The organism is Sulfobacillus thermosulfidooxidans DSM 9293 (genome assembly GCF_900176145.1).
GTDB classification, from domain to species: domain Bacteria; phylum Bacillota; class Sulfobacillia; order Sulfobacillales; family Sulfobacillaceae; genus Sulfobacillus; species Sulfobacillus thermosulfidooxidans.
Window position 1 is genome coordinate 2,185,511 of sequence record NZ_FWWY01000001.1, and the last position, 18,187, is coordinate 2,203,697.

Here is an 18,187-nt window from a genome sequence, read left to right on the forward strand (position 1 = left end):
TTGTTAGAGTACTTTGACGAAACGCACCGTCGTGTCGACGGGGTGTACCGCACAGCGTATAATTTACTTGTGAATCCGGTCACGTAAATTTGAATTAGCTATTTTAGTTCCTAACCTTTAACCAGATGGCGGGGGTGTTGTATTGTTTACGCATTATACCGCGCTTTTGATTTATATCATCGTGGCCTTCCTTGTGGCCTTCGGCATGTCCTTTACGTCGGACTTGCTGGGACCTAAGGCGCCGGGCGGGTTGAAACGCACGACCTATGAGTCGGGAATCATTCCAGAGGCGCCGGTCGGATATTTTTCTGTGCGGTTTTATCGTGTCGCGATGTTTTTCATGATTTTTGATGTCGCTGTCATGGCGCTTTATCCATGGGCCATTAGTTTGACTAGCCTTCACCAAGCGGGATTCGTTAAAGCCCTAATCTTCTTAGTGGTCGTTGCTCTAGCGTTTGCTTACGTCTGGAATAAAGGAGGATTTCAATGGGATTAAACCTCACACAAAAAGAAGCCGAAAAATCCTTACTACTTACCACTGTGGAGAAAATGGGACGCTGGGCACAGAAATCCTCGGTGTGGCCTGCAACTTTCGGGTTAGCCTGCTGTGCTATCGAGATGATGAGTGTGACCAATTCCCGCTATGATTTAGCCCGATTTGGGGCCGAGGTCTTCCGGGCTTCCCCCAGGCAAGCCGACTTGATGATTGTTGCCGGACGTGTCAGCCAAAAGATGGCCCCCGTTCTAAGAACAATTTGGGAACAAATGCCCGAACCCAAATGGGTCATATCGATGGGAGCGTGTGCTTCCTCCGGGGGTGTGTTTGACAACTATGCCATTATTCAAGGCGTGGACCATGTGGTGCCCGTGGATATTTATGTTCCAGGGTGCCCCCCCAACCCCGAAGCATTGATGTTTGGGATCTTGAAATTGCAAGAACAAATTATGCAAGGGATTCCTCCTAAATATCAACGCCTTGCCATGGAGGGACACACGCCATGAACCATAATGACCCCGATATATTAGAACGTTTAGCTGGCGAGTTTCCTGATGCCTTTACGGTTGTGGAGGCGGTCGATCAGCCCACGATTTCCACATCACTTGAGCAACTACTCGCTGTCATGCAATATCTGCGAGATCAGGCTCAGTACCGCATTTGTCTTGATGTTTTGGCTGTAGATTACTTGCCAGACCGCCCACGTTTTGAATTGGTTTATCACTTGTACAATCCCTGGAAACATGCCCGTATACGGGTGAAGGTGCGCGCCGGGATTAATGAAAAAGTTCCGAGTGTCACACCACTGTGGCCAGGCGCCAATTGGCCAGAGCGTGAGGCGTATGACTTGTTTGGCATTGAGTTTGAAGGGCACCCCGATTTGCGCCGGATTTATTTACCGGATGACTGGGATGGGCACCCCTTGCGTAAAGATTATCCCTTAACAGGCACACGAGTTGATTGAGAGGTGACGATATGGCCACTGAAAAGCCTGAATTGCTAGAAACCTCGGAACGAAGTGACACCATGATTATTAATTTAGGGCCTCAGCATCCGAGTACGCACGGGGTACTGCGCGTGCGTCTTGAACTCGATGGAGAGCGGGTGGTGCATGCCGAGCCGGTGGTTGGATATCTGCATACAGGATTTGAAAAGACGGCGGAAAATCTAACGTATCAGCAGTGTAATACGATAACGGACCGGTTAGATTACCTGGCTCCGATGACGAATAACTTGGCGTATGTGTTAGCCGTAGAAAAATTGTTGAACGTGGAAGTGCCTAAACGCGCTCAATATATTCGTGTTCTGTTCGCGGAATTGACGCGCGTGGCCAGCCACTTAGTGTGGCTCGGCACCCATGTAATGGATTTAGGCGCGATGAGTTTATTTTTCTATACCATGCGGGAACGGGAAGTCATTTTAGATCTCATTGAAGCGGTTTCAGGAGTCCGCATGAACCCAAGCTATTTCCGCATTGGGGGACTAGCCTATGACCTTCCCGAAGGCTTTCATGAAAAAGTTTATGCCTTCATTAAAGATTTTCCGCGCTGGATGAAAACCTATCGTCATCTTTTTGACGGGAATCCCCTCATTAACGAGCGTCTTCAAGGTATCGCGGTATTGACACAGGAGGATGCTTTAGCGCTATCGGTAACCGGACCGAATTTGCGGGCCACGGGAATGCCCTTAGATTTGAGAAAAGATGAACCCTATTCATCTTATGAAGATTTTGAGTTTAATGTTCCAATTCGCACGGAATGTGATGCATACGCGCGGTTTTGGGTGCGTGTCGAAGAAATGTACGAATCGATGAAAATCATCGAACAAGCCATCGACAAAATTGAACCCAAAGGTCCTTATACCACGAGTGACCGAAAAATCAGCTTGCCTCCCCGAGAGGAGATTTACGGCAATATGGAGGCGTTGATTCATCAGTTCAAGTTGGTGACGCAAGGTTTTCCTGTGCCGGCTGGTGAGGTTTATCAGGGTATTGAAGGCCCGCGGGGCGAAATCGGATTTTATATTGTGTCAGATGGTGGATCGAAACCTTACCGGTGGCGGGCTCGGACCCCATCCTTTTACAACTTACAATCCCTGCCACAAATGTGTGAGGGGGGGCTTGTTGCCGACGTGATTACGGCTATTGGGAGCATAGACATAATGTTGGGGGATGTCGACAAATGAAGCCTGAATGGATAAAGTGGGCTGAAGAAGCCAAAGAGCAATTTCCGGAAGCCAATTCGAGTTTACTGCCACTTTTACACCGGATTCAACAGGCCGAGGGATGGTTGTCTGATGACACCATAGCGGATGTGGCTTCACTCCTTGGTTTAACCACCCAGTATGTTGAATCTGTGGCCTCATTTTATTCGTTGTTATACCGGGAAAAAGTCGGCAAGAATGTGATTCATGTCTGCGTCGGACTGTCTTGTGCATTAGCAGGGGCAGACAAGGTTATGGAAGAATTGGAGCATAAACTCGGGATTTCTGAAGGCCAGAGTACTCCCGATGGAGAGTATACATTATTAGAAGCGGAATGCCTTGCCGCTTGCAATCTGGCTCCCGTCGTCCAGCGCAACTTGCGCTACCATGGGCTGGTTAATACGGCCGAAAAATTGGATGCGCTGTTGACCGATGACGAAAAAGAGGTGACGTCGTGAGTCAGAAATATTACTTATTACGCAACCGGGAAATTCCCGATATTGATCAGATGCCCGTGTATCTTGCCAACGGTGGCTACCAGGCCTTACGCAAAGCATTGAATGACTTTAAGCCGGAAGAACTTGTCGAGTTGGTTAAGAAATCGGGACTCAGAGGACGAGGTGGCGCGGGCTTTCCTACTGGTATGAAATGGGGATTTTTGCCCAATGATGGCCGAAAACGATATTTAGTGGTCAATTCCGATGAAGCCGAACCGGGAACCTATAAAGACCGCGAAATTATTGAACGCAATCCTCATCAGCTTATTGAAGGAATTATTATCTCTAGTTACGCAACCAAAGCGCGGGAAGCTTATATTTATTGTCGCGGTGAGTTTCTCTTTGGGTCGGAACAACTGAAGCGCGCTGTGCAAGAAGCGTATGAACAGGGATTTCTTGGTGAAAACATTCTCGGATCAGGATTTTCTTTGGATCTGAAAGTGTATCGGGGCGCTGGTGCCTATATTTGTGGAGAAGAATCGGCTTTATTGGAATCCCTTGAAGGCAAGCGCGGTAATCCTCGTCTAAAGCCACCTTTTCCCGCCATTGCAGGGTTGTATGGCGGTCCAACGGTGGTCAATAATGTGGAAACAATCACCAATATCCCCGCGATTGTGACCTATGGAGCCGAATGGTACACCTCGATGGGAACCGCCAAAAGTCCCGGTTTAAAAATCTTTAGCGTGAGTGGGCGCGTCAATCGTCCGGACAATTATGAAATTCCGCTTGCCACTCCGCTTCGTACCCTGATTGAGGATTATGCCGGAGGTGTCTTGCCGGGTCGCAAGATTAAAGCGGTCATTCCCGGCGGCAGCTCGGTGCCCCTCCTGACACCCGATAAATTGGATACCCCCTTGGATTATGAATCCGTTTTGCAAGCGGGTTCCATGTTGGGTTCCGGAGGCTGTATAGTGCTCGATGATCAGGTGTGCATCGTAGGCGCCACCGCAAGACTCGTGAAATTCTATCGGGAAGAGTCTTGTGGCAAGTGTACCCCGTGCCGGGAAGGAACGTACTGGATGACCGATATTCTCGAACGGGTGGAACACGGTCTCGGCACACCTGCCGATCTCGACACGCTGTTAGATGTTGCCGACAATATCGGCGGAAAATGTTTCTGTCCACTTGGTGATGCCTCACTGGGTGTGCTGGTCAGTGCCATGAAATACTTCCGTGATGAGTTCGAAGCACATGTCTTTGAACACGCATGTCCGATGGGAGCGAAATTATATGATACGGTTAACCATTGATGGCCAAGAAGTCACCGTGCCGGAAGGCACTATGATTGTCGATGCCGCAGCCAAATTAGGCATTGACGTACCGATTTACTGCTATCATCAAGCTTTAGGTCCCTTAGGCGCATGTCGTATGTGCCTAGTGCAGGTCGAGAAAATGCCTAAACTGGTCACCGGCTGTACCACGGCAGTGGCTGAAGGTATGGTTGTGCATACCAAAGGCGACGTGGTTGAAAAAGGTCGAAAGGGTGTTCTCGAGTTTCTTTTAATTAATCACCCGCTAGATTGTCCGGTTTGTGACAAAGGTGGAGAATGTTATCTTCAAGATTATACATTTGAATATGGTCCGGGCCGGGGACGCTTTCAAGAGCCAAAGATTCAAAAAGTTAAAGATGGGCCCATTAACGAATTCGTGTTAATCGATCAAGAACGTTGTGTGTTGTGTCAACGCTGCGTACGTTATATGAACGAATATGTCGGCGAAGGCCAATTGTTGTTAGAAGGACGTGGTGTTGAAACAGTCGTAACAACGGTGAACCATGAGCCAGCAACCAGCGTGTTTACCGGGAATGTCATTGACTTGTGCCCGGTTGGGGCGTTATTGTCTGCACCGTATCACCACAAAGGTCGTCCTTGGAATATTGATCGGCAAACAACGATTTGTCCCCAATGTCCGGTCGGTTGCGCGAGTAAAATGACCACGCGGGAAAGCCATATCATCCGAATGGAAGGCCGGCCGATTCCAGAGCGGGACTGGGGCTTTTTATGTGACCGAGGACGTTTTGGCTATGACTTTGGGTATCATCCGTTGCGTGTTCTCGATTCAGTCGTCCATGGGGAGTCCTTATCCAGTGCTCAAGCGATGCGCGATACGGCTGAATGGATGAAGGAAACGCTGAGGGAATATGGATACGGCAGCATTGGCTTTATCCTAGGCGGACATTTTACCTCCGAGGAGGCGTATTGGATCAAACAATTTGCCCAGGAGGTTGTGCATAGTCCCGAGTTAGCCACGGTGCGCAATGTGCCAGGATATCTTCCTATGAGTTTAAATGGCACCTTTGAGGACATCGCCCAAAGTCATACCGTAGTTTTCGTCGGCGTTGATCCTTATGAGGCTGTACCGGTGGTTCATCTCAAGTTGCGAGACCGCTACAAACACTTTCCTGCACTTCAGGTCATTGGCGTCGGGCCGAGAAAATTAACCCGTCCAACCCTACCGGGAGAAAATTACATCGTGCCCAGCGAAGATGAAGCCGTGTTATTTGCTCAAGCATTATTTATGGCCAAAGAGGATGACCCTATCGCTCAAGGACTGGTGCAACAGGTGAAAGATTATCCTTTGCCAGTATCTGCCGATGTACTAAAAGCGTTTGGAGAATCACTTCTTAACTCGCCGTATTTAACGCTGTTATGGGATGGCGAAAATCCGGAGATGGAGCAAATCTTCATAGCTTTACGTAGCATGCGCGAAAACCCTACCGCCATCTTACCGACGTTTGGACCCATGAACTGGCGTGGTTATGAATGGGCTGGTATTCCCACTCGTTACGAAGCGGTGCAAGATTTATTGATGAAGGCCAAAAATGGGGAAATTCGCATGCTGATATTATGGGGCGCAGATTTATTACGTGACTTCCCCGACAAGGTCCTGGCGAAGGAGGCCTTAGAGGCTGTGGATTACGTGATTTCCGCTCAAATCCGGCCACCTTTGGATATGCCCTATGTCGATGCATTACTGCCGGTCGCAACGTGGGGAGAAGTGGAAGGAACCTATGTCAACATGGAAGGACGCATTGCCTTGGCGTCTGCTGGGGTGCAGCCGCCTGGTCAGTCTCGTCCAACCAAAACGTATTTGGTCGGTTGGGCCCGCTTATTCAAACAGGTTTTTGGCACGGAAGACTTGTGGGATCTCTTTGATGATGTAGCGGGTGACTTAATTCCCCGCGATCAAGACATGGAACAATCGCGTGTCGTGCCGATTACGCGGCCAGCGTCTTCTGACGATCCTGCTCTATGGCGGGTTATTCAAGGCGAATGGGTTTTTGAAAATGGTTTGCCGTCTGAAATTCTCGAACCCCGTCTCACGCCGTTTATTGCCCGCATCCATCCTGATGAGGCGAAAATCTTGCAAATACCCGAAGAGGGTGGATATGTGGATGTAATCACCTCCTTCGGCACATTTACGTTAGGCGTTAGACCTGATGACGCGATTCCCCTTCGAACATTATGGGTTCCGAGAACCTCTCACTATGATTGGATAACCGATCTTCACGACGTGAAAGGACTCAGCCGGCGTGAGGAGGTGAAAAGCCTGTGATATTGCAGCTGATTATTCTCATCGTCAAGATCATCTTGTTGATCGGCTTGTTGATGGGTGGGTTTGCCTATACCATGCTCTTAGAACGTCGCTTATTGGGATTTTTTCAATTGCGCCTCGGGCCCAATCGGGTGGGACCTTTTGGACTCATGCAGCCATTGGCTGACGGTCTAAAGATGGCGATGAAAGAAGATCTGATGCCCTATGGTGCTGATAAATGGGTTTTTCGCATGGCGCCGGTGTTTTCGCTCTTTGCCGCTTTGTCGGTTGATGCGGTTATCCCCTTTGGGGCACCGATTCATCTCTTTGGGACGACCATCTCCTTGGACATTGCCAATCCGTCCATTGGACTTCTCATTGCATTTGCCTTTAGTTCCTTGGGGATCTATGGAATTGTCTTAGGTGGGTGGGCTTCCCAGAACAAGTATTCGCTACTGGGAGGGATTCGCGCCTCAGCGCAGATGATTTCTTATGAATTAGCGATGGGGCTCTCAGTGCTGGGGGTCTTAATGCTGGCAGGCACCGCTAATTTAGAGGGAATTGTGCTCGCGCAAAAAGAACATGGTTGGTTCTTTATCCCAGAATTTATTCCGTTTTTGATTTACTATACCACCGCTATTGCCGAAACCAACCGAACCCCATTTGACTTGCCTGAAGCGGAATCCGAGCTCGTTGCCGGATATCATACCGAATACTCCGGGTTCCGTTTTGCCATGTTTTATGTTGCAGAATACATCAACATGATTGCGGTAAGTGGAATTGCGGTCACCCTCTTTTTTGGAGGCTGGCTAGGTCCAAGTTTCTTGCCCCCCATTATTTGGTTCTTGTTAAAAGTTGGGGTATCGATCTTCATCTTCATTTGGATTCGCGCCACTTTTCCCCGCTTTCGCTATGACAAACTGATGTCATTTGGCTGGAAGTTCCTTGTTCCCGTGTCATTTGTCTATTTTCTAGCGACGGCGGCATTTGTTTCCGGTGTGATCTAGTACCTAACTTGTTTAGCTGATGATGTGAGATGACCCAAAGTCTGAGAACACAGTTAGACTTGTGATCCATTAACAAATTCATACGCAAAATTCCAGATTTTAAAGGAGGGACTCATTCATGTTCGAAGGGATTAAGGCCTTAGCCAAGGGACTTGGCACCACCTTTAAGGCTTTAGGCGAACCTCGTGATACCATCCAGTATCCAGAAAAACGCCGGGAATATTCCCCACGTTTTCGGGGGAAGCACATGCTTGCTAAAGATGCTGATGGGCATGAATTGTGTGTGGGTTGTGGCTTATGCGAAGCGGTGTGCCCGGCTCATGCGATACGGGTAGTGGCGGCTGAAGCCACAGAAGGAAAAGCGATCTCGTGGACCAATCGCTATGCGGTCGATTATGAAGTCGATTTAATTCGATGCATTTTCTGCGGGATGTGTGAAGAGGCATGCCCGACCAATGCGGTTAGACTGACTCCCTTCAACGAATTAGCGGCCTCGGACCGTCTTGATATGATTGCAGACAAAGAAGAATTACTCCATCCGCCAGTCAGAAAATGAGGTGATTTCGGCACATGGTCGGCATAGGTATATTGGCCATATTGGCTATTGCAGCATCCATTGGGGTTGTCACGGCACGTCAACCTGTTCATAGTGCGTTATATCTTGTCGGAAATATTTTGGCGTTGGCGCTTTTGTACTTGATCTTAAAAGCGGAATTTTTGGCGGCCGCTCAAGTGATTGTGTACGCTGGTGCCATTATGGTTCTCTTCCTCTTTGTGGTAACGCTCTTAACAGCGGGGAAAGAAGAGCGAGAACTTCCTGAGGATTTGCCTGGTCAACGGCTCACAGCAGGGATTTTGTCTGTTGTTGTGGGCGTCATTCTGGTCGCCTTAGCCATCAAATATCCAGGCTCAGCGATTCAGGCGCCTTTGCCTGCTCATTTTGGAGATCTTACCGGCATTGGACGCTTATTATGGGGCCCCGATTTTCTGTACTTGATTGCGGTGGCCATTATGCTGGTCTCAGCCGCCTTAGGCGTATTGGTATTGAATCCTCCCAGGCGGCGCCGGGCTCAAATTGCGGCATCCCAAGAACAGAGCAAAAACCTCAGCACTAAAAAAGAGCAGGAGGGGACTGGCTCATGATCTATAGCAATTGGATTGTAGCCTTAGCGGGCATTATCTTTGCGATTGGCGCCATTGGTGTCATGTTTCGACGAAATCCTCTCATTATGTTCATGGCTTCAGAAATGATGTGGAATGCAGCAGCATTGGCATTTGTCGCTTATGCCCGGGAACTTCATGACATGAATGGACAAGTTATGGCCTTTTTGATTATCGCGACAGCTGCGGCCGAAGTGGGGATAGGGCTGGCGATTATTGTCAGTGTCTATCACAAACGGCATCGATTGGATATTGATGAAATTTCCCGTCTGAAAGGTTAAATGGACGAATGATAGCGGACACAACAGACCAAAAGAGTGTCCAGTAAGGAGCGGCGGATATGCAAGGTGTGGCGGAAATTGTGCTATTGCCTTTGTTTGGCGCAATAACCATTGGGATATTTAAAGGAATAATGCCAAAGAAACTTCCCGGCATCTGGGCGAGCTTGCTCGTAGGGATTAGTTTCTTGGTGAGTATTAGTATGGACCTGAAATTGGCTTCACTGCCCTCAAATCATCGTGTGATTACCGGTATTTTCTTTCCGTGGGTCACTGGATTTGGACCCGCTATTGATTGGCGATATTATCTTGACCCGTTGTCAGGGGTTTGGTTACTCGTGATTACCGGGGTCGGCATGCTGATTCACATTTATTCCATAGGATACATGCATGATGATCCTCATCAAGACCGGTATTTTTCGTATCTCAACTTCTTTGTGTTTTCCATGCTTTTGTTGGTCTTAGCGGGCAACCTGCTCATTTTGCTTATTGGTTGGGCGTTAGTCGGGTTGGCGTCTTACCTCTTAATCGGCTTTTGGTATTATCGTCCATCAGCGGTGCGTGCGGCCAAAAAGGCCTTTGTGATGAATACCTTGGGGGATGCTGGTATCTTAGTGGGATTGGCGTTATTGTATGCTCATTTCCACACGGTGTCATACCCCGGTCTATTTCGAATATTCGACGCATCCCATTCCTCGGCTTTCTTTGAATGGACAGCTTTTCTGCTTTATATCGGGGCCATGGCCAAGTCGGCGCAGTTTCCTCTACACATGTGGTTGGTCGACGCAATGGAAGGTCCCACGCCAGTCTCTGCTCTCATTCACGCTGCGACTATGGTCACGGCTGGTGTTTACTTGATGGCAAGACTGTACCCGCTTTTACGCGTGGCTCCAACGATGGCTTATATCGTTGCCGCAATTGGGACGTTCATGACGATTTTGGCAGCGAGTAGTGCCATTTTTCAGCGGGATATTAAAAAAGTCTTGGCGTATTCCACAGTGAGCCAGCTAGGGTACATGTTTTTAGGCGTCGGCGTGGGCGCTTATACCGCTGGAGTTTTTCACTTTATGATGCATGCCTTTTTCAAAGCCCTCTTGTTCTTAGGAGCAGGTAGTGTCATTCATGCATTGGCTGGTGAACAGGATTTGAACCGGATGGGAGGATTATGGCGGAAAATGCCATGGACCACATGGTCGTTTCTCGCCGGAACTTTAGCTATCTCAGGGATTCCACCGTTTTCCGGATTTTATTCAAAAGAAGCCGTTTTAGGAGAGGCCTTTAATCTCGGGCACCCAGTTTTATGGTTGGTCGGCGCGATTGCGGCGGGGATGACCACATTTTATATGTTTCGTCTTTTCTTCTTGACATTCTTTGGAAAGCCACGGGATGAATCTCTCTATGCCCATGCCCATGAAGCGCCTCTTGTGATGACGATTCCCGTCGTGATTTTAGGGGTTTTAGCCGTCATCGGAGGGTTTTTGGGATCGTGGCTGAACGGGTGGTTGTCACCCACTTTTCGCCAGTACTTGGGTGCACCGCATGCCAGTCTTGAACAAGGTCCCTTTTGGACCACGGCTTTTACGGTGGGCTTGGCTGTCGTTGCCTTTATCATCGCGTACGCCTTATATATTCGCAAGGAAACCCCAACCAATGCCGCGACGGAAAAGGGTGTCGGGTTGTGGGCGTATAACGCATGGTATGTCGATGCCATGTGGATGTATTTGGTTGTTGTACCCTTCAAGATGATTGGAAATAGCGTCCGCCAAATAGAGGGCGGGATTTTGGGGACAGTGAAAGGGATTGGTACCCTTGTGTGGGATTGGGCCGAAGACTTGCGTCCCTTAGAAAGCGGATATGTCAGGCGTTACGCCCTGTCCATCATGGTGGGATTAGGTGCCTTGCTGGCCTACTATCTTATCCGCGTGTGATGGATGACATCCCCCGCTGACAGTGCATAAAGGTGAGGAGGCTAGGTAATGGTTTTAGTGTGGTTGATGGCAATTCCGCTAATTGGCAGCTTTATTGTGCTATTTAGCGGCAACCGTTTGGCCAAAGGGCTCAGCGTCATCGTCAGTTTCATCGAACTGATGGCATTTCTCATCTTACTCATTCATGGGCCTATGGCATTTAATCGCTCTTGGATTCCCTCTTGGGGCGTGCGTTTTCACTTGGGTGCTGATGGGCTGTCGATGTTTCTTATTGGACTCACAGCAATCTTAACCCTCATGGCGATATTGGCGTCGTCTGCTTCCTTTGGTAGAGCCTATTTTTTCTGGCTGTTATTCTTGGAATTTGGGACGATCGGGCTCTTTGAATCGTTGGATCTCGTGTTATTCTACGTGTTTTGGGAAGTGATTTTGGTCCCGATCTTTTTCTTGCTGACGGGATATTCTGGTCCCCAAGGACGTGGGGCCGCCATGAAATGGTTGATCATGAATTTAGTCGGCAGCTTATTTATGCTGATTGGGATTGTGGCCGTGGCGGTGATTCACGCGGCGCCGTTTGGTTCGTTAACCTTCGAAATTAATCAACTCAGCAACTTGACTATGAATCCTGCGGTGGCTCCCTGGGTCTTTGCGAGCTTCTTCATCGCATTTGCGATTAAGGCACCCTTGTGGCCTTTTCATGGGTGGATGCCGGACAGCTATCGAGAGGCGCCACCTCCCGTTACTGCACTTTTGTCGGGGGTAATGTCGAAAGCCGGAATCTATGGATTTCTTCGCATCATGTTGCCCATATTTATGCCGCAAATGCAGCACTATCAAGTGGGCCTCTTAATCTTCGCCGTCATTGGGTTAGTTTATGGCGGGTTTATGGCGCTTCGGCAGACAGATATGAAAATGATCAGTGCGTATTCTTCCTTGTCTCATATGGGCATGATGGCGCTGGGCGTGTTTTCCTTGACGACCGCGGGCATTTTGGGCGCGACATTTTTGATGGTGGCTCATGGACTCATTGTCGGTGGCCTATTTATTGTTCTAGGATTTGTGGAAGAACGGACCAAGACCCGCGATATTAAAGTTTTAGGGGGTCTCAACGAGGACGCCCCGAGACTGGGTGCCTACTTCTTATTCTTTGCGTTAGCCGCGTTAGGATTGCCGGGATTGCCAGGTTTTGTTGGAGAATATTTGATTATCCAAGGACTTGTCGGCCATGACCTGGTATTTGCCATTATTGCCGCCATCGTGCTAGTGGTGGCAGCATGGTACATGATACGGCTGTTCCAAGGGGTCATGCAGGCGCAACATAGAGCGGGACCCATCACCGACATGACAGCTGGGCAAGTTAGCTATATAGCCTCATTAGCGATCTTGATTGTACTCTTAGGGGTCTGGCCTGCGGGAATCACTGCGCATGCTGCTCCCACTTTATATCACGCCGTGCACCTTATCGCGACGAAAGGAGGCCAGGGACTATGAGTGCGACCACCGCTTTGTTACCGGACTATATTATCGGAATTACGATTTTGGTGACGATGATTGCTGCGATGATTCGGCATGAACGGGGCACTTTGAGTTCTTGGGTAGCATTAATCGGGACACTGGGGGGGCTGTGGGCCACGATCGATTTGTGGACCCAACATATAAAGCCGATGGTGTTCTATAACCAAAGTTTAACCGTTGACAATTACAGTTTGTTTGTGAATATTTTGGTTCTTATCGCGGCGGGTTCAACCTTGCTGTTAGGATGGACTGGGGAACAAGAGCATGAAGAATTTCCGATTTTGGTGCTGATTGCTGCACTGGGAATGATGAGTCTAGGGATGGCGGCCAATTTGATTTCCCTGTTCTTAGGCATTGAAGTCTTGTCTCTGCCGTTATACGTCTTAGCCGCTTCACATCGAAATGCGTTAGGAGGCGAAGCCGGCTTAAAGTATTTGTTATTAGGCGCTTTCTCTTCCGGCATTTTGTTGTTTGGATTGGCCTTAATCTATGGAGCAGCGGGCACCATGAATTTCATCGACTTTGCCTCCTCGGTTAACAACAATTCGCCGTTATTGGCCGCAGGACTGATGTTAACGCTCGTGGGCTTACTCTTTAAACTCGGAATTGTCCCCTTTCACATGTGGGTCCCGGATGTCTATGAAGGTTCACCCACGCCGGTGACAAGTTTTATGGCTTTTGGAACCAAGGTGGGAGCGGCAGTCATTTTACTCCGCCTCTTAGCGTATGGATTTTATATGTCACCCCAAAATTGGGGACCGGTTTTAGGATATTTGGCCCTTTTAACGATGATTGTGGGAAATCTTTTGGCGTTGCCACAAAATGATTTAAAACGGCTGTTTGGATATTCGGGTATAGGCCATGCGGGATTCTTACTCATTGGGGTGGCTGTGCACAATGTCATCGGGGCCAGGGCTATGCTATTTTATCTTTTGCCCTATGGACTGGCCGTGATTGGTGCCTTCGCTATTTTGACGATGATGGGATCAGAAAAAGAAACCGTCACAATTAACGACCTACACGGTCTTGTGCGTCAAAAACCGTGGGCAGCCGCTTTATTCATCGTTTTTATGTTATCATTTGTGGGCATTCCCCTAACCGGAGGATTTGTGGGCAAGTTTTATTTGTTGCAAGCGGCCCTATTCGCTCATCAACCAGGACTGGCTATCGGATTAGTGCTGGGAACCTTCTTGGGATTAGGCGCCTATTTGAGACCCTTACAAGCGATGTTCCGACGCCGGCAAACGGATCCAGAGATGGCTACTTGGAATGTGAATTGGGCGCAAGTTGTGGTACTCGTGGTCGCGGTGGTGGGAACGATTGGTCTTGGTGTTTATCCGACACCCGTGGTTCACTGGGTTAATCAATCTGCCAACTTTTTCTGGCTTCATTAAATGAGAATTCGATTAAGAACATCTTATGGTGTGTTAAAATTGTGAAGATAAGTGGCGCCTATTTCACACCCTTCTCAGGTAGAGAGGAGATTATTTTGGAGTTTTTTTCGTTGGTCGAACCCTATCTCCGGCAAGTTAATAGCTTGCTGGAAGAACAGCTCTTGACGGGCAATGAACTCATAGAAAATGTCGCCCAATATCTTCTGGTGGCTAGTGGTAAACGGCTACGACCAGCGTTGGTGCTTTTAGCCGGGCAGTTTGGAACGGAATTATCCGCTGCCCGGTTGCAAAAGCTCATCGAAGTGGCTACGGCTGTAGAAATGATTCATATGGCCACGCTGGTGCACGATGATATTATCGACGACGCCGTGATGCGACGGGGTATGCCAGCTGTTCGCACGCAATTTAATAATACGATTGCCGTATTAGCGGGAGATTTTCTTTTTGCTTTGGCGTTTCGCCTCTTTTCTTCCGCGGGAGATTTAGCTATTGTGGATATAGCCGCCAAGGTTGTTCATGTGATGTGCGTGGGTGAAATTTATCAGAACATGGATCATGGTCAAGTTGCTACGGAAGAAGCCTACTGGCGGCGTATAGAAGCCAAAACCGGATTTTTTCTCGAGACCAGTTGTCGGTTAGGCGCCCTTGCCACGGGAGTTCCAGAGCGTGTAGAAACCCTGCTAGGCCAGTACGGTCATCATATCGGCTTAGCGTATCAAGTCGTGGATGATCTCTTAGACTGGTTAGCTAATCCGGAGACCTTAGGAAAAGCAGTGGGGGAAGATGTGGCAGCGGGAGTCTATACATTGCCCATTATCTACGCTTTGCGGCAAGAGCGCGTGGGAAGCCAGGTACAAAAAATCTTATCTGGTCCGCATCCCGAAAACCAAGTAGAAGAACTCAGGCATCTCTTGGAGAAGAGCGGAGCCTTACAATATGCGAAGACTCAAGCGGGTCATCATATCGATAAGGCCCTGGAAATGTGCCGGCAATTGCCCAGTGGCCCTGCCCAACGAGCATTAGAAGAACTGGCAGAGTTTGTCTTGGCTCGAGAGTATTGATGGGGACTGGCAATAAGGAGCGATCGTCTTGCAACGGATTCCCGATGCGGCCATTCGACGCCTGCCTGCGTATTTGCGCTGGCTTACCGAATGTGAAGAAGAACGTGTGACATCAGTCATGTTAGGTCAGGCTACGGGTTATTCGTCGGAGCAGGTTCGTAAAGATCTGGCCTATTTTGGAGCGTTTGGGACCCGGGGTGTAGGGTACGATGTGAGCGCTCTGCGTGATGAAATTTACCGCATACTCAAATTAGACCAGGGTGTACGTGCCATTGTTGTGGGATCGGGGCATTTAGGGACCGCTCTTGTGCGTTATGTGGATCAAGGCCACCAAGATGTCAAAATTATGGCATTGGTCGACAATAACCCAGCCATCATTGGAACGCAAGTTGGCTCTTTACGGGTTGAGCCAGTCGAGCGGTTAGAAGAGTTGGTGCACGAACTAGATATCGGCATTGGCGTGTTGACGGTTCCCAAGGAAGCGGCGGTCTTGGTTGCCGATCGGCTGGCCGAGGCGGGAGTTCGCGCCATATTGAATTTCGCCCCGGTTGCGGTGTGTACCAGACATCCTGAAGTTTTTGTGCAACCGATTGATCTCACATTGGAAATGCAAGCCTTATCGTATTTCGTGGGGCAGAAGGCTCCGAATCGTTTATGAATCGGCGTGGATTTTATGTGGGCATGTCCCTGGTGGTATTAAGCTGGGGGCTCAATTATGTCGTCACCAAAATCGGCGTGGGGCATTTTCCCCCGGCTGATTTTGTTTTTTGGCGGTTTTTGGCGACCACGGTCATTACCTTGCCTTGGATGCTCAGAACCCGTCCTGGGGCTTGGCGTCAATATGCGCAAGTGGCCTTATTAGGTTTCACGGGGGTGTCATTTTACCAGTGGGCATTTACCACGGCGTTGCATGATACCTTAGCCGCCAATGTGGCTTTTCTTTTTGATGTGTCCCCTTTGATGACACTGGTCGGTCAGCGTCTATTAAAGCTGCGTCCTTCCGGTCCGCAAATGTTCCTTGGGGCAGGAATTTCTCTTGTCGGTGTCGCCTTATTGGTGGGAGCCTCGCGTAGTGGTTCCTTGTTAGGGGATAGTCTAGCGCTATTAGCGGCCTTTCTGTGGGCTTTATTCACCATTTTGACCGATAAATTTCATGTCCCGGTAAAAGGTATTGCCCTGACTGGCTGGATGAGTCTTTTTGGGACACTGGGGATCATGCCGTTCATTTCATGGCATGGCGTTATTCCCATGCATCCGGTGGTGATTATTCCTTTAGGCTATACCGTCGTGTTTGTAACGATTATGGGACTATCCCTTTGGCAAAACGCCGTGATGGCCGTAGGCGGCGGCAAAGCCAGTCTTTACTTGTATCTAGTCCCGGTCATTGCTGCCGTCGCTGGCTGGTTGGTACTTGATGAAGCCATGAATGTGATGGAAGCTTGCGGGGCTGTCTTGATTATTTTGGGCGTGAGCGTTGCGGAAGGCGTTATCCCTATTAAACTTCGCCGTTCCGCACAAGCTCCACCATTTTGTGAGTAATTAGTGGACGGGATGGTTTCCGCCCTCATTGGGCGAACGAAATTGAAAGTGAGGAGCTTCGGGAAAGACTCCGGGACCTCCTTGGCTGATCCACGGTTGTACCAGGCTTTTAACGCCAGCTATTTGTGCTGTCCAAGGATCTAATGCGACTAGGTCATCTCGATTGACGTCATGGATATTGGTTTTTCCGACGGCTTGGACTCCATAACGGAGTTCGTCGCAAGAGGAACGCAGAAAATGGGCCAAGTGGCGTGCAGCTTGGTCGACGTCCAATTCATGATGATGTTTACCTTTGTGATATAACAGATCTTCTGGTGGGGCATAGGGCAACACTTTTTGTGCCTGATAGGCGGATAGTGCCATTAAGGCTGCATAGCCAATATAAACGGCATCGGCGCCCAGTGCCATAGCTTTCAAATAATCTCCTGGGCTCCTTAAACCGCCAGCAGCAATAAGCGTGATTCGTTGGCGGCAGTTTTTTTCGCGCAAAAATTGGTCAGCCCAGGAAATGGCGGCCATGGTGGGAATGCCAAAATCGTCTTGTAAGATAGGAGGACCACTGTGCGTGCCTCCTTCTCCACCGTCCAACACGATGAAGTCGACATGGGCATCCAAAATGACGGCTAAATCGTCTTCTAACCATCCCGATGGGGCAATTTTGACCCCTACGGGCACGCTATAGCGCCCTTTTAACTGATGCACGAGGCGAACGAAATCTTGGGGAGTCTCCACACCCTGTAGGCGCGCGGCAATAACCGCTTTGTCTCCGTCTTTGAGACCAAAATACTTTTGCATTTCCGGATCCACGTGTTTGGTGATCATGGCGCTGGCGGCCTGGGCTCCCTGGCCAATTTGAATTTCAATGGCATCGGCTGATTCCAAATATTCCGGATGGTTCTGGGCTGAAAGCGGCCATGTGCCGCGGTGATATTGGACGATAAGCCGCTTGGCGGCATCGCGTTCTTCGGGAAGATAGGATTCCCCGGTGTTGGTGGCCGTGCCAGCCATATTGGCGCCCAGGGCCAAGGCTATTTTGGCTTTCATGGATAGGGCACCACCATAACTCATGGCGGCAATCAGGATTGGGATGTCGGTGACGAGGGGACGCGCCGTTTTGGGCCCTATCACGGTTTTGAGTTCTACCTCTTCTCGGCGTCTGGTGGGGATATGCGCCAATTGCGCCGGATTGAAAACGAGATTTTCCCAATGTGAAAAAACTAAGGGCGTGCCCATGGGCCGACCAATCGCTTGATCTTGCGTCGCTCTGAGCGAATTTTCCAAGAAAATTTGCGGATTGGCACGGCGCAATAAAGACCATGCCGAGGTGAGGCTGGTCATGTACCGGCTCTTCATGACTTTTTGTAAGGCTTGATCCGACAAATAATTAAATAAGGCTTTTTCTAATGTCGGCATTAAAAAAGCCACTGCAATACTAAAAAGCGCCAAGGCTAAGAGGGTCGCACCAAAGATTTGCCAAAACACGTTTCTCACTCCCCGCATGTTATCTTTGGTGAGCGTGCCCCAAGAGAAGAAAATTTATGTTGTATGGGTAGCAGAATGTTAGCTTCAAGGATT

The 18,187-nt window shown here is 49.2% G+C and carries 18 protein-coding genes; 17 read left to right on the forward strand and 1 reads right to left on the reverse strand.

Annotated elements, in window-relative coordinates; genetic code table 11:
• Window positions 1-142 precede the first annotated feature (142 nt).
• The 17 genes from B8987_RS10975 to B8987_RS11055 all read left to right on the forward strand — a co-directional run bounded on the left by B8987_RS10975 (window position 143) and on the right by B8987_RS11055 (window position 16,612).
• Window positions 143-496: an NADH-quinone oxidoreductase subunit A gene (locus B8987_RS10975; protein ID WP_020374014.1), complete on the forward strand. Its 354-nt coding sequence runs from the start codon at window positions 143-145 to the stop codon at window positions 494-496.
• Entirely contained in the window at window positions 487-1,002 is a 516-nt protein-coding gene (locus tag B8987_RS10980; protein WP_020374013.1) for an NADH-quinone oxidoreductase subunit B, read from the forward strand. The genes B8987_RS10975 and B8987_RS10980 overlap by 10 nt, the downstream gene beginning before the upstream one ends.
• Window positions 999-1,460, forward strand: coding sequence for an NADH-quinone oxidoreductase subunit C (locus tag B8987_RS10985; protein WP_020374012.1), 462 nt, complete (start codon window positions 999-1,001; stop codon window positions 1,458-1,460). Before B8987_RS10980 ends, B8987_RS10985 begins: the two co-directional genes overlap by 4 nt.
• Window positions 1,461-1,471: 11 nt before the next feature.
• Window positions 1,472-2,680 carry an NADH dehydrogenase (quinone) subunit D gene (gene nuoD / locus B8987_RS10990; protein WP_020374011.1) on the forward strand — a complete coding sequence of 403 codons (1,209 nt, stop codon included), beginning with the start codon at window positions 1,472-1,474 and terminating at the stop codon, window positions 2,678-2,680.
• The gene (locus B8987_RS10995) at window positions 2,677-3,156 is read left to right on the forward strand and encodes an NADH-quinone oxidoreductase subunit NuoE family protein (RefSeq protein ID WP_020374010.1); all 480 of its coding nucleotides are present in this window, start codon (window positions 2,677-2,679) and stop codon (window positions 3,154-3,156) included. The genes nuoD and B8987_RS10995 overlap by 4 nt, the downstream gene beginning before the upstream one ends.
• A complete protein-coding gene (gene nuoF, locus B8987_RS11000) occupies window positions 3,153-4,445 on the forward strand; it encodes an NADH-quinone oxidoreductase subunit NuoF (RefSeq protein ID WP_020374009.1) in 1,293 nt (430 codons plus the stop codon). The genes B8987_RS10995 and nuoF overlap by 4 nt, the downstream gene beginning before the upstream one ends.
• Entirely contained in the window at window positions 4,426-6,750 is a 2,325-nt protein-coding gene (locus tag B8987_RS11005; protein ID WP_084661541.1) for a 2Fe-2S iron-sulfur cluster-binding protein, read from the forward strand. Before nuoF ends, B8987_RS11005 begins: the two co-directional genes overlap by 20 nt.
• Window positions 6,747-7,736: an NADH-quinone oxidoreductase subunit NuoH gene (gene nuoH, locus B8987_RS11010; RefSeq protein ID WP_020374007.1), complete on the forward strand. Its 990-nt coding sequence runs from the start codon at window positions 6,747-6,749 to the stop codon at window positions 7,734-7,736. Before B8987_RS11005 ends, nuoH begins: the two co-directional genes overlap by 4 nt.
• Window positions 7,737-7,854: 118 nt before the next feature.
• Window positions 7,855-8,292 carry a NuoI/complex I 23 kDa subunit family protein gene (locus B8987_RS11015; RefSeq protein ID WP_084661542.1) on the forward strand — a complete coding sequence of 146 codons (438 nt, stop codon included), beginning with the start codon at window positions 7,855-7,857 and terminating at the stop codon, window positions 8,290-8,292.
• A gap of 14 nt (window positions 8,293-8,306) precedes the next feature.
• Complete coding sequence (locus tag B8987_RS11020) at window positions 8,307-8,879, forward strand: NADH-quinone oxidoreductase subunit J family protein (protein ID WP_020374005.1); 573 nt, start codon at window positions 8,307-8,309, stop codon at window positions 8,877-8,879.
• Entirely contained in the window at window positions 8,876-9,178 is a 303-nt protein-coding gene (gene nuoK / locus B8987_RS11025; protein WP_020374004.1) for an NADH-quinone oxidoreductase subunit NuoK, read from the forward strand. Before B8987_RS11020 ends, nuoK begins: the two co-directional genes overlap by 4 nt.
• 59 nt (window positions 9,179-9,237) lie before the next feature.
• On the forward strand, window positions 9,238-11,103 hold the full coding sequence (gene nuoL / locus B8987_RS11030) for an NADH-quinone oxidoreductase subunit L (protein WP_084661543.1): 1,866 nt from the start codon (window positions 9,238-9,240) through the stop codon (window positions 11,101-11,103).
• 48 nt (window positions 11,104-11,151) lie between these two features.
• Window positions 11,152-12,594: a complex I subunit 4 family protein gene (locus tag B8987_RS11035; RefSeq protein WP_084661544.1), complete on the forward strand. Its 1,443-nt coding sequence runs from the start codon at window positions 11,152-11,154 to the stop codon at window positions 12,592-12,594.
• On the forward strand, window positions 12,591-14,012 hold the full coding sequence (locus B8987_RS11040; protein WP_020374001.1) for an NADH-quinone oxidoreductase subunit N: 1,422 nt from the start codon (window positions 12,591-12,593) through the stop codon (window positions 14,010-14,012). The genes B8987_RS11035 and B8987_RS11040 overlap by 4 nt, the downstream gene beginning before the upstream one ends.
• A 95-nt stretch (window positions 14,013-14,107) precedes the next feature.
• Entirely contained in the window at window positions 14,108-15,073 is a 966-nt protein-coding gene (locus B8987_RS11045) for a polyprenyl synthetase family protein (protein ID WP_020374000.1), read from the forward strand.
• Between the two features lie 28 nt (window positions 15,074-15,101).
• Window positions 15,102-15,731, forward strand: coding sequence for a redox-sensing transcriptional repressor Rex (locus B8987_RS11050; RefSeq protein WP_084661545.1), 630 nt, complete (start codon window positions 15,102-15,104; stop codon window positions 15,729-15,731).
• The gene (locus B8987_RS11055; protein WP_084661546.1) at window positions 15,728-16,612 is read left to right on the forward strand and encodes a DMT family transporter; all 885 of its coding nucleotides are present in this window, start codon (window positions 15,728-15,730) and stop codon (window positions 16,610-16,612) included. Before B8987_RS11050 ends, B8987_RS11055 begins: the two co-directional genes overlap by 4 nt.
• Here the strand turns inward: B8987_RS11055 and B8987_RS11060 are convergent, their stop codons facing one another.
• On the reverse strand, window positions 16,613-18,094 hold the full coding sequence (locus B8987_RS11060) for an FMN-binding glutamate synthase family protein (RefSeq protein ID WP_176213234.1): 1,482 nt from the start codon (window positions 18,092-18,094) through the stop codon (window positions 16,613-16,615).
• Window positions 18,095-18,187 lie beyond the last annotated feature (93 nt).